The organism is Mucilaginibacter arboris (assembly GCF_009754915.1).
GTDB lineage: Bacteria > Bacteroidota > Bacteroidia > Sphingobacteriales > Sphingobacteriaceae > Mucilaginibacter_A > Mucilaginibacter_A arboris.
Map to the genome: position 1 here is coordinate 356763 of NZ_WPIK01000001.1, position 18837 is coordinate 375599.

Below are 18837 nucleotides of genomic sequence, written 5' to 3' on the forward strand. Positions count from 1 at the left end.
TTACCGTTTTTTATAATCCTTTAACTTAACAGGCTTTAATTTTTCAAAAACATCTACCGGAAGTATATTTCCATCCTTATCAAATTTCATAGAAGAAATGCAGGTTTCCCGGTTGTAGCCATTTCCACCGGGAATTTTAAAACGATGATAAGCAATGTACCATTCATCTTTCCCCGGAACCTGAACTACCGAATGATGCCCTGCTCCTTTTACCACACCTTTTCCTTTTAGTACCGGGAAACCGACTGCTTTTTTAAAAGGGCCAAGCGGAGAAGTGGAAGTAGCATAAGCAATGGAATATCGAGGGTCGCGGGTATCATATTCAGACCACATTAGGTAATAAATTCCTTTTCGTTTGATCATAAACGGACCTTCGTTATAACCTTCTGGTTTAAAGGAGATCATTTTTGTAGTATCGCAGGAAATCATATCGTCATTTAACTTTACCACATGGCATTGTCCCTGACCAAAATACAAGTAAGCCGCGCCATCATCATCTACAAAAACCATCGGATCAATTACTTGTCCGCGTACCGAACCTTTTTTAATCAGCGGTTTTCCAAGCGGATCTTTAAATGGGCCGGTTGGTTTATCGGCTACAGCAACACCAATATTTACATCTGCTGAATAATAGAAGTAATATTTACCATTTTTTTGTGCGATGGTAGGCGCCCAGGCACGCACTTTTGCCCAGCTTAAATCTTTTGGAAGATCGATGATTGTTCCTTCATTTTTCCAGTTGACTAAATTATCAGACGACCAGCAAGTAAAGTAAGTTGAAAGCCAACCAGTTGTGCCATCAGTGGTTGGGTAGATATAAAATTTGCCATTAAAAACAGTTAGATTCGGATCAGCATAAACACCGGGAAGTACGGCGGGCGGAGCATTTAATGTATCTGTTTTCTGCGCAAAGCCTTTCCATCCAATTAAAATCATTGCTGTTAAAAGGATTGAACCGATGCTTCTTTTATCACCTAAAAATCTCATTGCTATTTTTTATTTAGGTTTTTATATCGGATCATCGCTTCAACAAAATAATAATCGGCGTAAGTAAGCGGCACGTCTATTTCTGTTTTTTGCGGCATGTTCCCGACACTATGTTCCAGAATAAATCCACCGTTTGTACCTGCTTTTGCTTTGTATGCAGGAGATGATAAAGTTTGCAGCATCGTTTGAGCAGTATTAAAATAGAGCTGATTGTCTTTTGCATCAGCATAACGGCACAACTCTAAAAACGCAGAAGCCATTACCGATGCAGCAGAAGCATCGCGCAAAGCATTCGGAATATCAGGCGCATTATAATCCCAGTAAGGAATTTTATCTTTTGGCAGATTAGGATTTTGCAGGATAAAAGAAGCAATATGCTTAGCCTGGTCGAGATACTTTTTATCGTGCGTTTCGCGGTACATCACGGTGTAACCATATAATCCCCAAGCTTGTCCGCGCGCCCAGGCCGATTCATCTGCATAACCTTGCGCCGTTCTTTTTTGCTGAACGGCTCCTGTTTCCGGATTATAATTTACCACGTGATAAGAACTGTAATCCGCCCGGAAATGGTTTTTCATCGTGGTATTGGCATGCGTAACGGCAATCTTATAAAAAGAAGAATCGCCGGTTGCTTTGGTTGCCCAAAACAGCAGTTCGAGGTTCATCATGTTATCAATGATGACTAAATATTCGGGTTTATTAGAATCCCAGGATTTGATGCAGCCAACTTTCGGATCAAAACGGGTAGAAAGTGATTTGGCGCTGTTGATCAGGATTTGCTTGTATTCTGGTTTTGGTTCTATTTTCTCCGCATTGCCAAAGCTGCAATACATCATAAAGCCCAAATCGTGCGTGGTTTTGTTGTACTGCTCTTTTTGCAGGATGTTCAACATCCGGTTTGCTTCCGTTAACAAAGCCTGATCTTTTGTTTGCTGATACAGATACAGCAGAGTTCCCGGATAAAAACCGCTGCACCACCAGCCCGAGCCGCTTGTTTCGAGTTTATCAGTATTTGGATGATAAGTTTTCGGAAACTGATCTGGCGGCAGCTCCTGCATCAACACTTTATACTGCGCATCTGCATCTTTAAAGTTTTGGTTGATGGTTTGCAACAAGTTTTTATCCTGCTTAAAAGAAGTATGCTGCGCAAAACAGACTAAAGAAAAACTGATTAAACTGATGCCAAGTAAAGATATCGATCTGAATTTCATACGGTAAAAACAGTATTACTGATTTGATTTTGAACTTTTAAACTAATTTTATTGAAACGCTGCTTTTTTGTGATGTAAAAATCATCCCCCTAACCCCCTTCAAAAGGGGAACGCAAAGTTTCATACCTTTTTAACTTTTACCTTTAATAGAAAGGTAGCCGTTATGCTTCCCCCTTTTGAAGGGGGTTAGGGGGATGACTAAAATTTTATAATCCAACTTCATAATTTAAAAAAGTGTTAAAAATTCGTTATTTCAATTTTGGGTTCCATTCTAAAACCTGCACCATTTGCGGTGCAACAGTTGCATTTCCTTCGCCATCTACCTGTTCTACTTTTTCTACAAAAAGGTTCAGGATGCTTCTTTTACGCCATAATTCTGTATCGTAACTGGGTTCCCAGGAACCGACAGAAGTTGTAGTTAAATCCTGCACTTCCCATTTTCCTTTTTCAAGGTCGGAAGAAATGGCGGCTGAAACTTTACTGCCACGTTCTGCATCCCGAAAAATCAATATGGCTGCAAGATGATTGCTTTTTTGCGATGCTAAGATTTGCGGACGGGAAATAGGAATGCTTTTCGTTCCGCCTCCGCTTAAACTGAAAGCTGTTTTACGAAACCCCAGGTTCTGGACTTTCCAAGTAGAACCGTTATGGTAAACGATGTGATATTGCGGAACAGTAGTTGCGGAATCGCGCCAGTAAGTTGCAATAAACGGATGACCTGCAGCATCTGTAGTCATGGAAGTTTGGTTGATCAGTTCGCTTTTTGGCAGAATTTTAACCGCATATTCTGCAGTTGCGGCTGTTATTGGCAAAGTATATTTTTCTCCGGTTGATTTTTCCCAGGTTTTTCCGCCATCAATTGATCTTGCATAAGCCAGATCATGGTTGCTGGCCACATCCGGACTTTCGCGCCAAACCCAGGAAATATGGACCGTACCTTTTGCATCTATGCAAGCTTGTGTATAAGGGTTTCGCTGCCCTTCGCCGCTGATTAAATTATTGCTTAATTGTTCCCATTTCTGGGTTTTGATATCGTATTTATTGATGATGAGATCGCCTTGCCCTGATCTTCCATCACGATAAAAGAATAATAAATTACCATCAGGTAGTTTATAAAATTCAGGATAAGTAACCTGGTTTTCTTTGATGCCGGTCATGCTTCTTTTATCACCTAAAATTAAGGATCCGGGAGAAACACTTCTGCAATATCTTAACGGATTACCGTGATGGTCCCAGGAAAGATGCAGAAAACCAGCACCATCAACCATAATGGCAATGGTATTATGTGCATCGGCAGCATTTCCCTGATAAGGTGTTTTTTGAAGCTGCCAGTTTGAAGAACCTGATTTTCTTTTGCCTAGCACTACGTATCGGTTTTCATCATAAAAAGCAATGAATTGCGTATCCCGAAAAGTAACCAATGAATTTTTGCGAAAAACAACGGCGTTGACCGAATTATTGGCCCAGGCTTTTGCAACAGGAACGAGATTTTGCGCTTTAGAATTTTGCATGCTAAAAACAGCATTCAGTAAGAACGTAGCAGCAAAAAAATAAAGTTTCCTTCCAGACCTAATCATAATTTTACTTCGATTTTTTTACCAGCATAACGAACTGTTTTATCTGTTTTGCTATAAGGTTGCAAGCTGAATTTTTTCTGCGGAGTGATTAAAACTAACTTAAAGTTCCTTGTGTGCAACATGCTGGCAAATTCGTTTTTCCGATCAGCAATAGAAAGCGTTTTAGTTAGGTCATTCCAATTAAAATGGATTGCCGAATATTTCCCTTTTTCGTAATTATAGCTATCGCCTTCATCTTCATACAAATCAAACTCGGCATCGCCTCCCGGATAAATCCTTATTTCCAGATCCTCCCACTTCTTTTCCTGAGCGTACTGCACTTTCGGCCCCCAAGGGATGATAGAACCAGCTTTTACATACAAGGGCATAACGTCTATCGGCGTGGCTTTCGTAACTGTTTTTCCTCCGGTAATACGTTCGTTCGTCCATAAATCAAACCAGGAGGCGTTGGCTGGAAGATAAACAGACTGGCTTTTTTCACCTTTTGTAGTAACAGGAGAAACCAGAAAAGACTTACCAAACATATATTCATTATCTATATCCAACACCTGCTTATCCTTCGCAAAATCCATAAAAAGGGCGCGAATTATAGAGCCAGAATTATGAGTTACGTTCCATGCTGTAGAATATAAATAAGGAAGCAGGCTATAACGCAGATTAATAAATTTTTCCTGAACATCGAATATTTCGTCTCCGCGATTTCCAAACTGGTAAATCTCCCGCGGAATATCTGTTCCGTGCGAACGCATCATTGGTGTAAACGTTGCGAACTGCATCCAGCGGGTATAAAGCTCCTGAAATTCCGGGTTTTTGGCTCCTCCTCCTTTTACAAATGAGCCTGCAAAGAAACCGCCGATGTCTGTATTCCAGTAAGGAATGCCGCAAAGAGAAAAATTTAGTCCGGCCGGAATCTGTTTGCGAAACGTTTGCCAATCAGACCTAACATCACCGCTCCAGGTATTTGCGCCATAACGCTGCTGGCCGGCAAAAGCAGACCTGGTTAAAATAGTTACCCGTTTAGCTGAAGTTGTTTTACGCTGATTATTGTACACCCCACCAACATGTACCAAAGGAAAAGCATTGATAACGCTACGAAAAGACCCAAGAAAAGTAGGCTGATCAAAATCCCTGTCTTTAATATTAATATGATCCGGTTCAGAAGAATCCAGCCACCAGCCATCTGTTCCTAAAGAAAAAATACCTTTATTCAGGTAGTTCCAGTAAATATCTCTCGCAACCGGATTATACACATCATAAGGCTTAGTTCCGCTTTTAGGCGGCCAGGTATCAAAATCAAGCAGCATCTTTTTTTCTTTAAATTCTGCATATTGATTAGTTAAAGGCCCAAATCCCGGCCAGGCAACAATAAAAAGATGCGCTTTCAATTGGTGAACTTTGTTTATCATTCCTTGTGGATCAGGATAAGTAACGTGGTCAAAACTCATGGCATTCCACATGCTGTCCCTTCCCCAGTATTGCCAGTCCTGGATAATTCCATCCAGCGGAACCTGGAGGTTTCGGTATTTTTGTACTACTTCTAACAATTCATTTTGTGTTTTGTAACGTTCTCTGGATTGATTGAAACCATAAACCCATAATGGCATTAATGGTGCTTGTCCGGTTAAATCTCGCATTTGAGCGATAACGCCATCTCCGCTTCCGCCCAAAAGGAAATAATAATCGGAACAGTCGCCAATTTCAGAATCAAAAGATGTTTCCTGAGGATTATCTGTAAAAGTTGTAGGCGAATAATTATCCCAAAAAACACCATAACCTTTTATGGATTGCAGGAAAGGAATGCAAACTTTCATGTTTTCATTCCGCAGATAAACCTTTTGATTGCGTTGGTTCATCTTGCCGTTTTGCTGCTCGCCCAAGCCGTAAATTACTTCATCCTTGTCGAGCATAAAAGCTTGCCTTACTGCATAAGTATTTCTGTTTACATCTTTTACGGGCGTAAATTGTGTTCCATAATCTTTCTCGGTAAACAAAGCATTTCCAGTCAGGTTACTAAATAAAACTTTTCCGGTTTGCAGATTTAGATCGACCTGTACCGCTTTGCTTTTTAAGGTCACTAAATTATTTTGCTGACTGATGCCTAATTGTGTTGCTTCCGGTTTTTTTATAACAGAGAGGCTTTCCTTTTTAAAGGGAATGCCTTGCGGTGATTTTAATACTCTGACAATTTCTGGAGAGTAGAATTGAATTTCTACATCCATCGACTCAGCACTAGTTTTTATACCCAATGAAGTACGATGATATTGTTGAGCAAAACCTTGCAGAACGGCAAGAAGAACTATAAAAACAGTAATAGTTTCCTTTTTCAAAGTAGAATTTGTGTTTATAGAGTATTCTTATTAGGTGCTGACTTCAATTTATTAAATCATGCTAATTTGAAATTAAGCAAGAGATAATTTAAATTTTATAAATCAAACAGATAAGCATATACTACTATACTATAGAAAAACTTAAGAGAGCTTTCTTACTTCTTTTATAGGATAATTATTTACAGCAAATATCAAAATCAAACATTTCAACATTTGCTGTAATAATTATTCTCATTTAATTAATATCCAGGATTTTGCTCTAAAACAGCATCTTTATTTAATTGAATTTCTGTTAATGGAATAGGCAATAATAGATTCTTGCTGGTTAAACCAGTGGTTGGGTGCTGTGCATCATTTGAATTTAACCTTATAGCACGGTCAACCAATGTTCCGGTACGCATTAAAGTCATGCGGCGGTTTTCTTCTCCTATCAGTTCTCTCGCACGTTCATCTAAAATAAAATCCATTGTCATTTGGGCTGCGGTAACTTGTACAGCGCCAGCCCTGGTCCTTAATGCGTTTATACTTGTAGCAGCTTGTGTTAATTTTCCCTGTTTAAATTGTGCTTCGGCTAATAATAAATAGGTTTCGCCCAGTCGCATCATGATAAAATCTTTAATCATGGCATAACCAAAGGTGTCATTAGGATCAAATGCTCCCCATTTGGTTGTACTTGGACAAATCCGGAATAAAGTATCTGCTCCTGTAAACGGCACAGGTTTCCCTAACAAGGCTGGAAACGCCGGATCATTATAATAATAACGCCTTTTAATGCTGTATTTTGAATTGCGGATATCATCAGATCCATATAAGCCGTAAAGCACCCAGTTGCTTAACCTTAACCTACCAATACCACGTCCACCAAGTGAGTCGCAAGGTAACATACCAGGGATAGCATAATACGCTGCGCCAAATACACGCCGTTGTTGTGCATTATCAACGTTTCCACCAACAACAGCAGTTGGGTTTTCCTGTTCTAGTACCCAAATTGCTTCGGAGTTTCCTTGCCAGCGTCTTTGATTGCCATAAACAAACATGTCAGAATAGTAATCGCCTGCGCCACTTGCCCTTACGCCATAGCGGGTTTTGACCAAACTAAATTTACCACTGTTAATAACAGCCTGCGCCTGCTGTTCGGCCAAGTCGTTTTTACCCATACGCAAGTAAGCTTCGGCCAGTAACTGCATGGCCATATATTTATTTGCCCTGCTAACCGGTTTGCCCTGAACATTTGTTTTAACGGTACCGCCGTTTAAATCGTATAGGTTAGTGCTTGCATAGGTAAGATCACTGATGATTTGATTATTTACATCGTCTAAAGATGCACGTACAAAGTCGGTTTTGGGCCCTGTTAATGCATGTACAATTAATGGTACGCGTCCGTATAGAGTAGCAAGGTTATTATAAGCATAAGCTCTGAAAAACCTGGCTTCTGCTTCAGCCTGCTTTTTACCAACAGGTCCTATTTTAGTTGTTGATGGATCTTCAACCGCATCAATAATAATATTGGCATTATTAATTAATGAATAATTTCTTTGCCATGTATAAGATGCTGCCCCATCTGTATTGGTTAACTGTGAATAATTGTAATAAGGTACTTCTATACCTTGCTGCTGTGCAGTAGCATTAGCTACGTCTGTACCCACCTGCCATACACTTGGCCAGCCTTGATTCGCTGAATAAGTAAGCGTACCTGTTTGATATTGATATAAACCCACCAGTTCTGCCTCAAATCCTAACGAATCTGTAAGGGTTATAGGCGTATAAGAAGAATAAGGCTTCTCTGCTAAAAAGCTTTTTTTACAAGATTCAAACGAGATGAGAAGCACTAATATAGAACTTAATATGATAGAAAACTTTTTCATGTTTTTATATTTATCTTTATTTTAAAGAAATATTTAACCCTAAAACAATCGTTCGGGTTACAGGATAATTATTTGTCCAGTCGGCAACAAAGGCTGATTGGTTAGCTCCGGTATTTGAAGTTCCTCTGGTGTAATATGTTTGTTCAGGATCCCAACCTATCCAATTAGTGAAAGTATATAAGTTACGTCCGCTTAAATAAACTGTTAATCCTGATAAACCAATGTTATTTACCACTCTTTGAGGTATTACATAACTAAGCGTAATATCTTTAATACGGGTGTAACTGGCATCATGCGGATAACCATAACCACGGGTATTGGTATAAGTTAGTGATTGAAAATCCTGACTTCCATTGGTTGGTGTCCAATAACCTATTTCTGCTGGTGTATTTCTTCTGCCTGATTCATCCGCATAATTGTAATCATTATCGTTTTTTAGCATGCCTTGTGCAGTTTGTATGAAAATATTTAGGTTGAAGTTTTTGTAGTGAAACGTATTGGTTAAACCACCTGTCCATTTTGGTGCTGTTTGTCCAAGGATAACCCGGTCATCAGCCGTGATCTTTCCGTCTCCATTCGTATCTGCAAATTTTAGGTCGCCAGGTTTAGCGCCTGGGTCTTGTTTGGAAGCATCTTCTCCTGTCTGCCAAACACCTGTCATTTTATAATCGTAAATCACACTAATAGGCTGACCAATAAACCAGCGGTTGCCCAAGTCACTTTTTTGATCTCCGTATAAATCAACAATTTTATTTTTATTTGTTGCATAAACAATCGTACTTTCCCAACGAAAATTTTTGCTAACAATATTTCTTGTATTTAACGTAACCTCTAAACCTTGATTAGCAGTTTTACCAATATTATCTAAAACGCTGCTATAACCAGTAATGGTAGGTAAGCTTCGGCTAAGTAACAAGCCGCTACTATGTGTTTTATAAGCATCTACTGTACCATTAATACGGTTATTTAATACACCAAAGTCAACTCCAATATTGGCTTGTACTGAAGTTTCCCAATGCAGATTAGAGTTACCCAGATTACCAGCTTGTGCGCCTATTGTACTTACACCATTAAACGGAAAACGAACCGTACCATCAGTAGTGATGGTGCGGTAAACAGAAATAGCTTCATTCCCTGATTTACCATAAGAACCTCTTAATTTTAAGTTATTTACGACTTTAGAATCTTTAAGAAAATTCTCTTGGCTAATATTCCAGCCGAGCGCTGCCGAAGGGAACCAGCCATATTTGGTTGTGTTTGCACCAAACACAGAAGAACCATCGCGACGGGCAGTAACTGTAAACAGGTAACGACTGTTGTATGAATAATTAATACGGCCCATCTGTGAAGCAGCGGCATACCTGTCAGAATATGAGGAGGATGTTTGTGTAGCACCAGCACCAATGTTGTTAAAGGAAAAAACATCATTTACGAAGTTGGTAGCGCCTGCTGTTGAAGTAAAATATCTCCGCCCTTGAGCACTATATAAACCTGTAAAATCAAAATGATGTTTTCCTATATCACGATTATAATATAAAAGATTTTCAATAGTGTAAGCATTCGTTTCTGAACTTGCAGCGCTTGCTGAACCAAGCGGCGTATTGGCAAGTCGACCGCTATAACTATCTACACGGGTTGGCAAATAATTATACCCTGCATTTAGGCGATATCTTAAACCCTTTAGTACGCCCCCAAATTTAACCTCAGCATAACCATTACCTTGGAGATTAACACTACGGTTAATTTGATCTGTGGTTAAGCCAAGTAAAGGATTGGTATATAACTGCTCTGGTGACATCGGATAAATAGCATAAGTACCGTCTGCATTATATACGTTACCATAAGGGCTCATAGCAGTAGCATTCAGAAGATTAGCCCGACCACCATCATAATTATTACTGGTTATAAATGATGACATTCCTACTGTTAGAAAATTGGTTACATTGATATCCAAATTTGATCGTACGCTTACCCTTTGGTACTGATATCCTTTAACAACACCCTTTTGCTTTAAATAATCTCCAGAAACGAAATACTTAATATCTGGAGAACCGCCGGAAATGCTTAGGTTATGGTCCTGCATGATTCCTTGCTGGGTAACCTCTTTTACCCAATCAATAGTCCGGCCGGCAGCATAATTAGCCCTTTCGGCGTTGTTGTATACCGGTTCGGGAAACTGCTGTTTCAGATTATTTTGAGATTCATAGTCCAGAAATTTTTGTGTAAAAGATGCTGGATCGCGAGGTTTAAGTATATGGGCAATATTCTCAAGTCCTGTATAACCACTATAACGGATAACTGGTTTACCTGAAGTACCTCGCTTAGTAGTGATCAGGATTACACCATTTGCGCCATTAGTACCATAAATGGCTACAGCAGATGCATCTTTTAGTATTTCCATCGAGGCAATATCATTAGGATTGATATCATTTAACGAACCACCACTTTTACTTAACGGTATACCATCTACTACAACATAAGGACCTGAACCGGCAGTTATTGAGTTCTGACCACGTATCAACGCCGCTGGCTGGGTGCCCGGAACTGAGGAAGACGTACTAACGTTTACACCTGCAACTGAACCTTCAAGCGCTTGCAATACATTCGTAACAGGCAATTCCTCTAACCGTGATTTAGGTACAGAAGCAACCGAACCGGTAATATCAGACCGCTTTTGTGTACCGTAACCTACTACTACAACTTCGTTTAGCTTTTGACCGCTGGCATTTAATGCCATTGTTACACTTATTTTTGTCCGCCCTGCAACTGCAATTGTTTGTGTTGTATAGCCAATGTAAGAAAATCTTAGCCGGGCATTAGAGGGAGCTGTTAAACGAAATTCTCCGTTAACATCGGTAACTGTTCCGACTGTGCTGGCTTCAACCCTGATGCTTACCCCCGGTAGCGTAAGGTTTTTATCATCTGTTACTTTCCCGGTTATATTAATATTGGGAGAAGTGGTTTGTGCGGATACGTTCTCGTACAGAAGCACAACAAAAAGAATGCATAGCCTTACCAAACTTAAATAGGGAAAAGCCTTTTTAGTAAAAATTTTCATCTTCATAATTGGTATTTAGTAGTTAATTTATTCAAGCATTTCGTACAGTTCAATACATCACTATAGTTTCCCTTAATTAATCTTTATCATACCATACATGAAATGGTACTTTCTGAAGGAATTTTTAGGTAATAAAAACAGTAATGTTAAGGCCGACAACAGCTATAGATATTGCTATCAGACCTAAATCAGGCAATTGGTTCTGGCAGCCAAATTCGGATTGTTAAGCGGTAAGCGTGAGGGGTAAAATGATAAATTACAGGGGGATAAATTACTTTTTGTCTTTTATCTTCCCCTGCAAAAACTTTGGTTCTTTATCTTAATTTTTTGATTATTAATTAATTACCGATAAAAGAAGCATCCGTATAATTAAACTCTCGCTTTAGATGCTTTTTCGTGAAGCGAATAGTTTTTATGAAAACAAACACGGTGTTTTTTAATGTACTCTGAGGGGTTTACACCAAACAGTTTATTAAACTGTTCCCGAAAATATTTCAGGTCATTAAAACCAACCTGGAAAGCAACTTCATTTACATTTAAATCCGTATCGATTAAAAGTCCTGCCGCTTTTCTTAACCTGATAAAACGGATGAAAGCATTAACAGACTGACCGGAAATAGATTTTACTTTTTTATATAAATTAGAATGGCTCATACCGATTTCGGAAGCCAGGGTTTTAATACTAAAATCAGGATTGGTTAAATGTTTTTCTACAATAGCAATGCATCGGTTTAGAAAGCTCTTGTATTCTTCCGAAATTTTAAGGTTGTTGAATCTTAAAGTTACCTCATTATAAAAATACTTCTGCAAATTGTCCCGGCTTTTTAAAAGGTTGGTTACCCGTGCAACCAGCAGTTCTTTTTCAAATGGTTTACTGATGTAATCATCAGCGCCTTCTTCCAACCCTTTTAATTTTATTTCTGAGGAAGAACTTGCCGTAAGCAAAATAACCGGAATATGGCTTAAATGATCGTCTGCTTTAATGCGGTTACACAATGCTATTCCGCTTTCGCCATTCATTAAAACATCGCTGATAATTAGGTTAGGCACTTTTTCTTTGATCAGCTTAAACCCGTCTTCCGCATTTTCTGCGGTATAAACCTTGTAATGCTGTTCAAACAACCGTGTAATATACTCTCTGATCTGCTGGTCATCATCTACAATTAATATAGATTGCTGGTCTGAAATTAAGACTTCCAGGTTTTGCGCTTTTTTATCCGTAAGTGCTTCTTCTGCAAAAACATCAACATTTATCAATTCTTCTAAAATAGAATAATGTTTGGTGTCGTTCTCAAATATTAATTCGGGGGCAAAATGCAATGTTCCTTTTGGTAAACTGATCAGAAATTCTGTTCCTTTACCTATTTCTGTTTGATAAGAAATTTTGCCTTTATGACTTTCAACAAAGCTTTTAACCAGAAATAAGCCTATTCCAAAACCGTTTTTTAAAGGAGATTTATGAGGTGCCTGATAGAATTTATCAAATAACTTTTGTTCTGCGGAAGCTGTAATTCCGCAGCCGCTGTCTTTTACGGCTAAAAAAACATTCTTTTCATCCTCCTTAATCTGTACCGTTATCGTTCCGCCATCAGGTGTAAATTTTAGCGCATTAGAGATCAGGTTAAATAATATTATTTCTAATTTTTCCCGGTCAGCATAAACCTTAATCCATTCATTCTCACATTTCAGCTCATATAAAATGTGATGCTTTTTTGCCTGATGGGCAAAGCATAAATAAATTTCTTTGCAAAGCTCAAAAAAGTTCAATTCAATAACTTTAAGTTTATCTGTTTCGGATTCTGCTTTTCGAAATAGTAAAAGCTGGTCAACCAAACTCAATAAACGCTTTGCATTACGATAAACAATGTTCAAATCGGCTGTATCCGCATCTTTGCCCTTAGTATTTAAAAGATCTTTTACCGGATTGATAATTAAGGTAAGCGGGGTGCGAAATTCATGCGAGATATTGGTAAAAAAAGAAAGCCGTTTTTCATTCAGTTCCCGCTCCTTTTCTGCTTTGATGTGCGTTATCTCAACTTCCTGTTCCAGCCTAAACTGCTTTTTCTGATAGCGCAAATAGTAATAAACCGCTCCTGCCGCTGCACAAAAGTATAATACGTATGCCCACCAAGTCCTGTACCAGGGCGGCAGGACTTGGATATGGATAACCCTTTCTTTCGGGCTCCAGCCGGCACTGGTATTGGTTGCCCGGACCCTTAAAATATAATTCCCTTCGGTTAATCTGGAATAATTAGCAGTCCTGAGTTTCCCAACTTCGTTCCAGGTTTTGTCCCATCCCTGCAAAAAATAAGCATAATTAATTTTATCAGGATAAGAATATTCGGGCGCAGCAAAGTCTACAGACAATACAGCCTTATCGTAAGGGATTGTGATGCTGTTTAAACCCAGCACACTTTTTTTGCCGGTAAAAGAAGCATCCTGCTCTAACGGAACATTATTAATTTTAAATCCTGTTAAAAATACTTCCGGTGCACGTATATCCGGTTTGATGCTATCAGGGTAAAAAATATTGAAGCCTTTTATCCCGCCAAACAAAAACTCGCCAGATTGAAGTTTTATAGCTGCATTGTAATTAAACTGATTGCTTTGTAAACCATCGGAATCAAAAAAATTAGAAATCTTTTTGGTTATAACGTTGTACTTAGAAATCCCGTTATAAGTGCTCAGCCATAAATTATGGCTTTTATCTTCCAAAATATTTAAAATAGAATTGCTGGCCAGGCCATTTGCTTCTGTTACATGCTCAATTTGATTGTTTTGAGGGTTAAAACGCAGTAAACCGCCGCCTTCTGTACCCAGCCATAAATAATGTTCTTCATCTTCGTAAATGGAACGGACAGGATAAGCTATTTTAATAACCTGGTGCTTTTTGCTTATTGTATCAACCTTAACTAAAGAATTAAATGTGCCTGCCCATAATTGGCCGGAATGATCTTTAGCTAATGAAAAAATGGTTTTAATATTGGCATCAAAAAGTTCAAACTGGTTTTTTTGCTGGTTTAACTGGTAAAGCCCGCCTTCAAAACCAGCTGCTGCCCATAAGTTTTTATGCTGATCTTCCAGCAAATACCAAAGGTCTTCGTCTTCGTGCTTACTTACGCTGTTATAACAAGTGTAGTGTTCAAAAGAATGGTTCCCGCTTTTGTATTTGTTGATACCACCGCCATACGTACTCACCCAGATATTGTTCCTGTAATCCTGCAGGATGTAAGTTACATAATTATTGCTTAAGGATTGAGGATCAGCAAGATTATGCGTCATACTGATAAAAGAGCGTTGCCTGCGGTCCCAGTAATTTAACCCGGCGCCATCTGTTCCGATCCAAATATTGTGGCCGGCATCTTCACAAAAAGACAGGATGAAATTATTGTTGATGCTGTTTTTATTGAGCAAATTATGCTCGATCAGCTTAAACTTATTCTTTTTAGGGTCGATGATGTTAATGCCGCCACGCAGCGTTCCTATCCATTTCCGCAGGTCCTGGTCCTGGTAAATTGTATAAATAGCGCCACTATTCAATGCATTTTTATCATTACCGGGAAGCATATAACATATTTTGCCTGTTGTTGTATTTAAAATCGTAATGCCGCCGCCATCTGTACCAATCCAAATGCTGTTTTTATCGATACAAAAACTGGTAACTACACTTCCGGATAATTTACTGGCCTGCTCCGTGTAATGCTGGTACGTATTTGTTGAAATGCTATACCTGTAAATACCATTATTTGTGCCTATCCAAAGTGTTCCCTGGTTATCGGCTTCCATGCAATTTGCTTTGTTTATAGCTGCATTTATCAGGTTTAAACCTCCTGTTTTGCTGTTGTACCGATACAAACCTTTATCCTTTATAAACAGCCAGATTTTATCGCCAATAATGGTTATAGCCTGAACATTGTATTGCAGGTTGAGATGGAATGTGTTTCGCAAAGGTACCTGGAAGGCTTTATTTGAACCTTTTTTGCAGATAAGCAAGCCTGTTTCCCTGGTTGCAATAAACAGATCTCCTTTTGCATCAGGTTTAACACTGTTGATGTAGGAAGTAACTTTTAAATTGACGGCAGCGCGATAAGGACGATAATATAAAGAAGAGAAATTAGCGGTAAGGTTGCTGTAAATACTAATGCCCCGCTGGGTGCCAACCCAGATATTGTTGTTACCGTCTTCGGCAATGGCAGAAACATAATTGTTGGCTAAAGAGGTTGTATCGTCCAGCTTATTTTTAAAAACTTTAAAATCATAGCCATCATAGCGGTTTAATCCCTGAAAGGTCCCAAACCACATAAAACCGTAATGATCTTTAAAGATGCAGGTTACGTTGTTGTTTGACAGGCCTTTTTCTATGCCCAGGAATTGTACCGGTACTTCGTTTGCCCTTGCTTTTTTTAACAGAAAAAATTGCAGCAGCAATAAAGTGAAAATACTTACACAAATATTCTTTTTAAAAAAGCAGTCCCTTGCACTGGCCATACAAAGTTTAAGTTTAGGAAATAACAATTGGTTATGCCTGCTAAAGTAGCATAAATTACTTTATTAAAGCATCCTGTACTGTTGCTCTTTAACCTAACGCCTTTTCAATTTACAAGCGTTGCAATTGTATTAAAACTTCTATTGTACCACCTGATAAATGTCGTTCAGATTTCGGCCTAAGCCTTTATAATCCAACCCATAACCAACTACAAATTTGTTTTCAATTTTAAAAGCAATATATTTCAGCTCATCTATCTGATGCTCCATGGCATCCGGTTTATGCAATAAAGTAACAATGCTAACCGAAGCCGGATTTCGTGCAACCAATTTATCGGTAATAAAACGCATCGTATGGCCGGTATCTACAATATCTTCCACAATAACAATATGGCGGTTGGTAATGTCCATCTTCAGGTCGTAATCTTCTGTTATTACCTTTTTGCTTTCCATTCCGCCGTGGTAAGAAGATACTTTCATAAAAGCTACTTCGCAAGGAACATCAATTTGCTTTATCAAATCGGCCATAAACAAAAAGCAGCCATTTAAAATACCTAAAAATATTGGTTTTTTCCCTTCAAATTCCTGATTAAGTTCCTCACCCAATTCCACAATCCGGTTTTGGATGGTTTCAGAACCAATCATTCTTTTAAATATTTTATCTGCTACTGCAACTTCGTCCGGCTTCATATTTTATACTGAATTTTTTCCGGCAAAACTAACTAATCTGCATTGGTTTCTTAAAATTCATTCGCACAGTTTATGTTTATCTTTGTCGTGATTTATGATGATATACCAAACGCACCAGTTGCCAAACGGCATCCGGATTTTATACTATCCTTCAAATTCTACTATTGCACATTGCTGTTTAATGATTAATGCCGGTTCGCGCGATGAAGCGCCAGGAAAAGACGGATTAGCCCATTTTATAGAACATTTATTGTTTAAAGCAACGGAAAGAAGAAATACGAACCAGATTTTAAACCGTTTGGAAGTTGTTGGCGCCGATTTAAACGCTTATACCACCAAAGAATATACCTGCATCCATGCTTCTTTTTTGAAGGAATATTTGGAGCGGGCGATGGATCTGATGGAAGATATTTTCTTTCATTCTACTTTCCCGGAAGAAGATATGGAGAAAGAAAAAGGTGTGATCCTGGATGAAATTGCTTCTTATCAAGATCAGCCGGAAGAAGCCATCCAGGATGATTTTGAAGATATGTTGTTTAAAACCCATGCTTTAGGCCGCAATATTTTGGGCACTCCGGCTTCTGTAAGCGCTTTAACACGGGCTGACATTGCTTCTTTTATCACACAAAATTATAATACACATGAAGCTGTTTTTGCGGTAACCGGAAATTATGACTTTAACAAGGTTATCAAACTGGCAGAACGTTATTTCGGACAAGTGCCGGAAAACAACCAATCTAAAAACCGGATTAAACCACAAAATGCAGCGGGAGAACTGATCCGTTTACCAAAACAGATCTCGCAAACGCATTGCGTTTTAGGAAGCAACGCTTATGCTTCTTTTAGCACTAAAAAAACAGCGCTGCTTTTACTAAATAACCTATTAGGCGGAAATGGGATGAGCTCGCGTTTAAACCTGGAGATCCGGGAAAAGCATGGCATTGCTTATACCGTAGAATCCAATTATTCGCCTTTAACAGACAGCGGTATATTTTCTGTTTATTTTGGAACTGATGCAGAAAAAGCAGAAAAAGCGATGAAATTGGTCTATAAAGAATTACAAAAACTCCGGGACAAAAAATTAGGAACGGTTCAGGTACATCAGGCAAAACAAAAATTTATCGGACAGATTGCTTTGGCAGAAGAAAACCGTTTGGGCCTGATTTTATCGATGGCAAAAAGTTTAATGGATTTTGGCCGGGTAGATACGTTGGAAGAAGTTTTTGCAAAAATAAATGCGGTTACAGCCGAAGAATTATTAACTATCAGCAATGAAATTTTTAATCCGAATGGTATGCTTACTTTAATATTTGAGCCGGAAAATTAAAACCCTTATTTTTGCTGTAATGAAATTACCTATTGTTGCTTATGGCGATCCGATATTAAAACGGGTTGCAAAAGATATTGAACCTGCTTTCCCAAACCTGAAAGAATTAATTGCAGATATGTACGAAACCATGTATGCTGCACGCGGCGTTGGTTTGGCAGCGCCTCAGGTTGGCCAGTCAATCCGTTTGTTTGTGGTTGATGCAACACCTTTTGATGAGGATGAACCTGAACTTAAAAATTTTAAAAAAGTATTTATTAACGCACATATTGTAGAAGAAAGCGGAGAAGAATGGCCGTTTAACGAAGGCTGTTTAAGTATTCCGGATATTCGGGAAGATATTTACCGCAACAGTAATATCAGGATTTCCTATTACGATGAAAACTGGGTACATCACGAAGACAGCTTTAAAGGATTGGCTGCACGTGTTATCCAGCATGAATACGACCATACGGACGGTAAACTTTTTACCGATCATTTAAGTCCTTTACGTAAAAGGCTGATACAGAAAAAACTGAATGATATTTCCAAAGGAATTGTAAAGGCAGAATATAAAATGAAATTTCCGGCAGTTAAAAAAGGCCGTTAATTACTGTCATCACTTTGGCGGCTTTTATCGCCACGGATAATCTGCCTGATCAAACTTCCCCAGGCAATTGGGTTAAGTAGCGGATTGGTAGGCCCCGAACCTGTGTACATCAGGTTATTATGCATAGTTTGCAAATTCATGATCTGATTCGTCTGGCCATCATAAGGCAAGGTCCGGGACATTGCTATAACCGATCCTTTATTCAGGTTTTTAGCTGCTATAGCCAGGTCATCATCGGCAAATTTTACAGCCAGAAAATCTCTTTTAAACTCATCGGTACTTGCCCATGGAAAAACGCGTACCTGCGGCAGATTAATAGCTTCTGCCCGCAGTTTAATTTTTAAGACATAGCTTTTGTTTGTTATATTTTCTGGAATAACGATAGTTTGCGTAAGATAGCCAACAGAAGAAACACGGATACTATCTTTCTCATGTACTACAAATGAAAAATAGCCTTCGTAATTAGAGGAAACGACCTGATTTTTATAGGAAATATTGGTTAAATTGGTATAAGGAACAACCCTATTACTATCAGCATTGATAATGATACCGGTAAATTGCACCAACTGCCGTTCTGCTTTTTGTGCAAAAGCAGAAAAAGAAATTAGTAAACCTAAAGCTAAAAGCAGCTTTTTCATGATATCATTAATCCCTCGAAAATAAAGCGTGATATTTCAAACCAATACTAAAAAAACAGGCACAAAAGAAGCAATAATTTTTT

11 protein-coding genes are annotated in these 18837 nt (G+C 38.6%); 2 read left to right on the forward strand and 9 right to left on the reverse strand.

What is annotated here, in order from left to right:
• The 8 genes from GO621_RS01740 to hpt form a co-directional block, all read right to left on the reverse strand.
• The gene (locus GO621_RS01740; protein WP_157563526.1) at positions 1-987 is read right to left on the reverse strand and encodes a family 43 glycosylhydrolase; all 987 of its coding nucleotides are present in this window, start codon (positions 985-987) and stop codon (positions 1-3) included.
• 2 nt (positions 988-989) lie between these two features.
• Positions 990-2198 carry a glycoside hydrolase family 88 protein gene (locus tag GO621_RS01745; protein ID WP_157563529.1) on the reverse strand — a complete coding sequence of 403 codons (1209 nt, stop codon included), beginning with the start codon at positions 2196-2198 and terminating at the stop codon, positions 990-992.
• 248 nt (positions 2199-2446) lie between these two features.
• Positions 2447-3709, reverse strand: coding sequence for a BNR repeat-containing protein (locus tag GO621_RS01750; RefSeq protein ID WP_198170094.1), 1263 nt, complete (start codon positions 3707-3709; stop codon positions 2447-2449).
• A 62-nt stretch (positions 3710-3771) separates the two neighbouring features.
• The gene (locus tag GO621_RS01755) at positions 3772-6102 is read right to left on the reverse strand and encodes a glycoside hydrolase family 31 protein (RefSeq protein WP_157563533.1); all 2331 of its coding nucleotides are present in this window, start codon (positions 6100-6102) and stop codon (positions 3772-3774) included.
• A 239-nt stretch (positions 6103-6341) separates the two neighbouring features.
• Positions 6342-7967 (reverse strand): RagB/SusD family nutrient uptake outer membrane protein, encoded by a 1626-nt coding sequence (locus tag GO621_RS01760; RefSeq protein ID WP_157563535.1) that lies wholly within the window; start codon positions 7965-7967, stop codon positions 6342-6344.
• A gap of 16 nt (positions 7968-7983) precedes the next feature.
• Positions 7984-11031 (reverse strand): SusC/RagA family TonB-linked outer membrane protein, encoded by a 3048-nt coding sequence (locus tag GO621_RS01765; RefSeq protein WP_157563537.1) that lies wholly within the window; start codon positions 11029-11031, stop codon positions 7984-7986.
• Positions 11032-11394: 363 nt separating this feature from the next.
• The gene (locus tag GO621_RS01770) at positions 11395-15513 is read right to left on the reverse strand and encodes a two-component regulator propeller domain-containing protein (RefSeq protein ID WP_157563539.1); all 4119 of its coding nucleotides are present in this window, start codon (positions 15511-15513) and stop codon (positions 11395-11397) included.
• Between the two features lie 138 nt (positions 15514-15651).
• Positions 15652-16200, reverse strand: coding sequence for a hypoxanthine phosphoribosyltransferase (hpt, locus tag GO621_RS01775; RefSeq protein WP_157563541.1), 549 nt, complete (start codon positions 16198-16200; stop codon positions 15652-15654).
• A 97-nt stretch (positions 16201-16297) separates the two neighbouring features.
• Here hpt and GO621_RS01780 point away from each other — a divergent pair, with 97 nt between their 5' ends.
• Together GO621_RS01780 and def are read left to right on the forward strand one after the other, a co-directional pair.
• A complete protein-coding gene (locus GO621_RS01780) occupies positions 16298-17527 on the forward strand; it encodes a M16 family metallopeptidase (RefSeq protein WP_157563647.1) in 1230 nt (409 codons plus the stop codon).
• Positions 17528-17546: 19 nt separating this feature from the next.
• Entirely contained in the window at positions 17547-18116 is a 570-nt protein-coding gene (gene def / locus GO621_RS01785; protein ID WP_157563544.1) for a peptide deformylase, read from the forward strand.
• Here def and GO621_RS01790 read toward each other — a convergent pair.
• Positions 18113-18754, reverse strand: a complete 642-nt coding sequence (locus tag GO621_RS01790; protein ID WP_157563547.1) for a peptidase associated/transthyretin-like domain-containing protein — start codon at positions 18752-18754, stop codon at positions 18113-18115. The two genes, def and GO621_RS01790, sit on opposite strands and share 4 nt — an antisense overlap.
• Between the last annotated feature and the right edge of the window lie 83 nt (positions 18755-18837).

What these genes read in the sequence shown, in the direction of transcription:
- GO621_RS01740 (WP_157563526.1), bottom strand. Translation starts at nt 987, where the DNA reads ATGAGATTTTTAGGTGATAAAAGAAGCATCGGTTCAATCCTTTTAACA.
- GO621_RS01745 (WP_157563529.1), bottom strand. Translation starts at nt 2,198, where the DNA reads ATGAAATTCAGATCGATATCTTTACTTGGCATCAGTTTAATCAGTTTT.
- GO621_RS01750 (WP_198170094.1), bottom strand. Translation starts at nt 3,709, where the DNA reads ATGCAAAATTCTAAAGCGCAAAATCTCGTTCCTGTTGCAAAAGCCTGG.
- GO621_RS01760 (WP_157563535.1), bottom strand. Translation starts at nt 7,967, where the DNA reads ATGAAAAAGTTTTCTATCATATTAAGTTCTATATTAGTGCTTCTCATC.
- GO621_RS01765 (WP_157563537.1), bottom strand. Translation starts at nt 11,031, where the DNA reads ATGAAGATGAAAATTTTTACTAAAAAGGCTTTTCCCTATTTAAGTTTG.
- GO621_RS01770 (WP_157563539.1), bottom strand. Translation starts at nt 15,513, where the DNA reads ATGGCCAGTGCAAGGGACTGCTTTTTTAAAAAGAATATTTGTGTAAGT.
- hpt (WP_157563541.1), bottom strand. Translation starts at nt 16,200, where the DNA reads ATGAAGCCGGACGAAGTTGCAGTAGCAGATAAAATATTTAAAAGAATG.
- GO621_RS01780 (WP_157563647.1), top strand. Translation starts at nt 16,298, where the DNA reads ATGATATACCAAACGCACCAGTTGCCAAACGGCATCCGGATTTTATAC.
- def (WP_157563544.1), top strand. Translation starts at nt 17,547, where the DNA reads ATGAAATTACCTATTGTTGCTTATGGCGATCCGATATTAAAACGGGTT.
- GO621_RS01790 (WP_157563547.1), bottom strand. Translation starts at nt 18,754, where the DNA reads ATGAAAAAGCTGCTTTTAGCTTTAGGTTTACTAATTTCTTTTTCTGCT.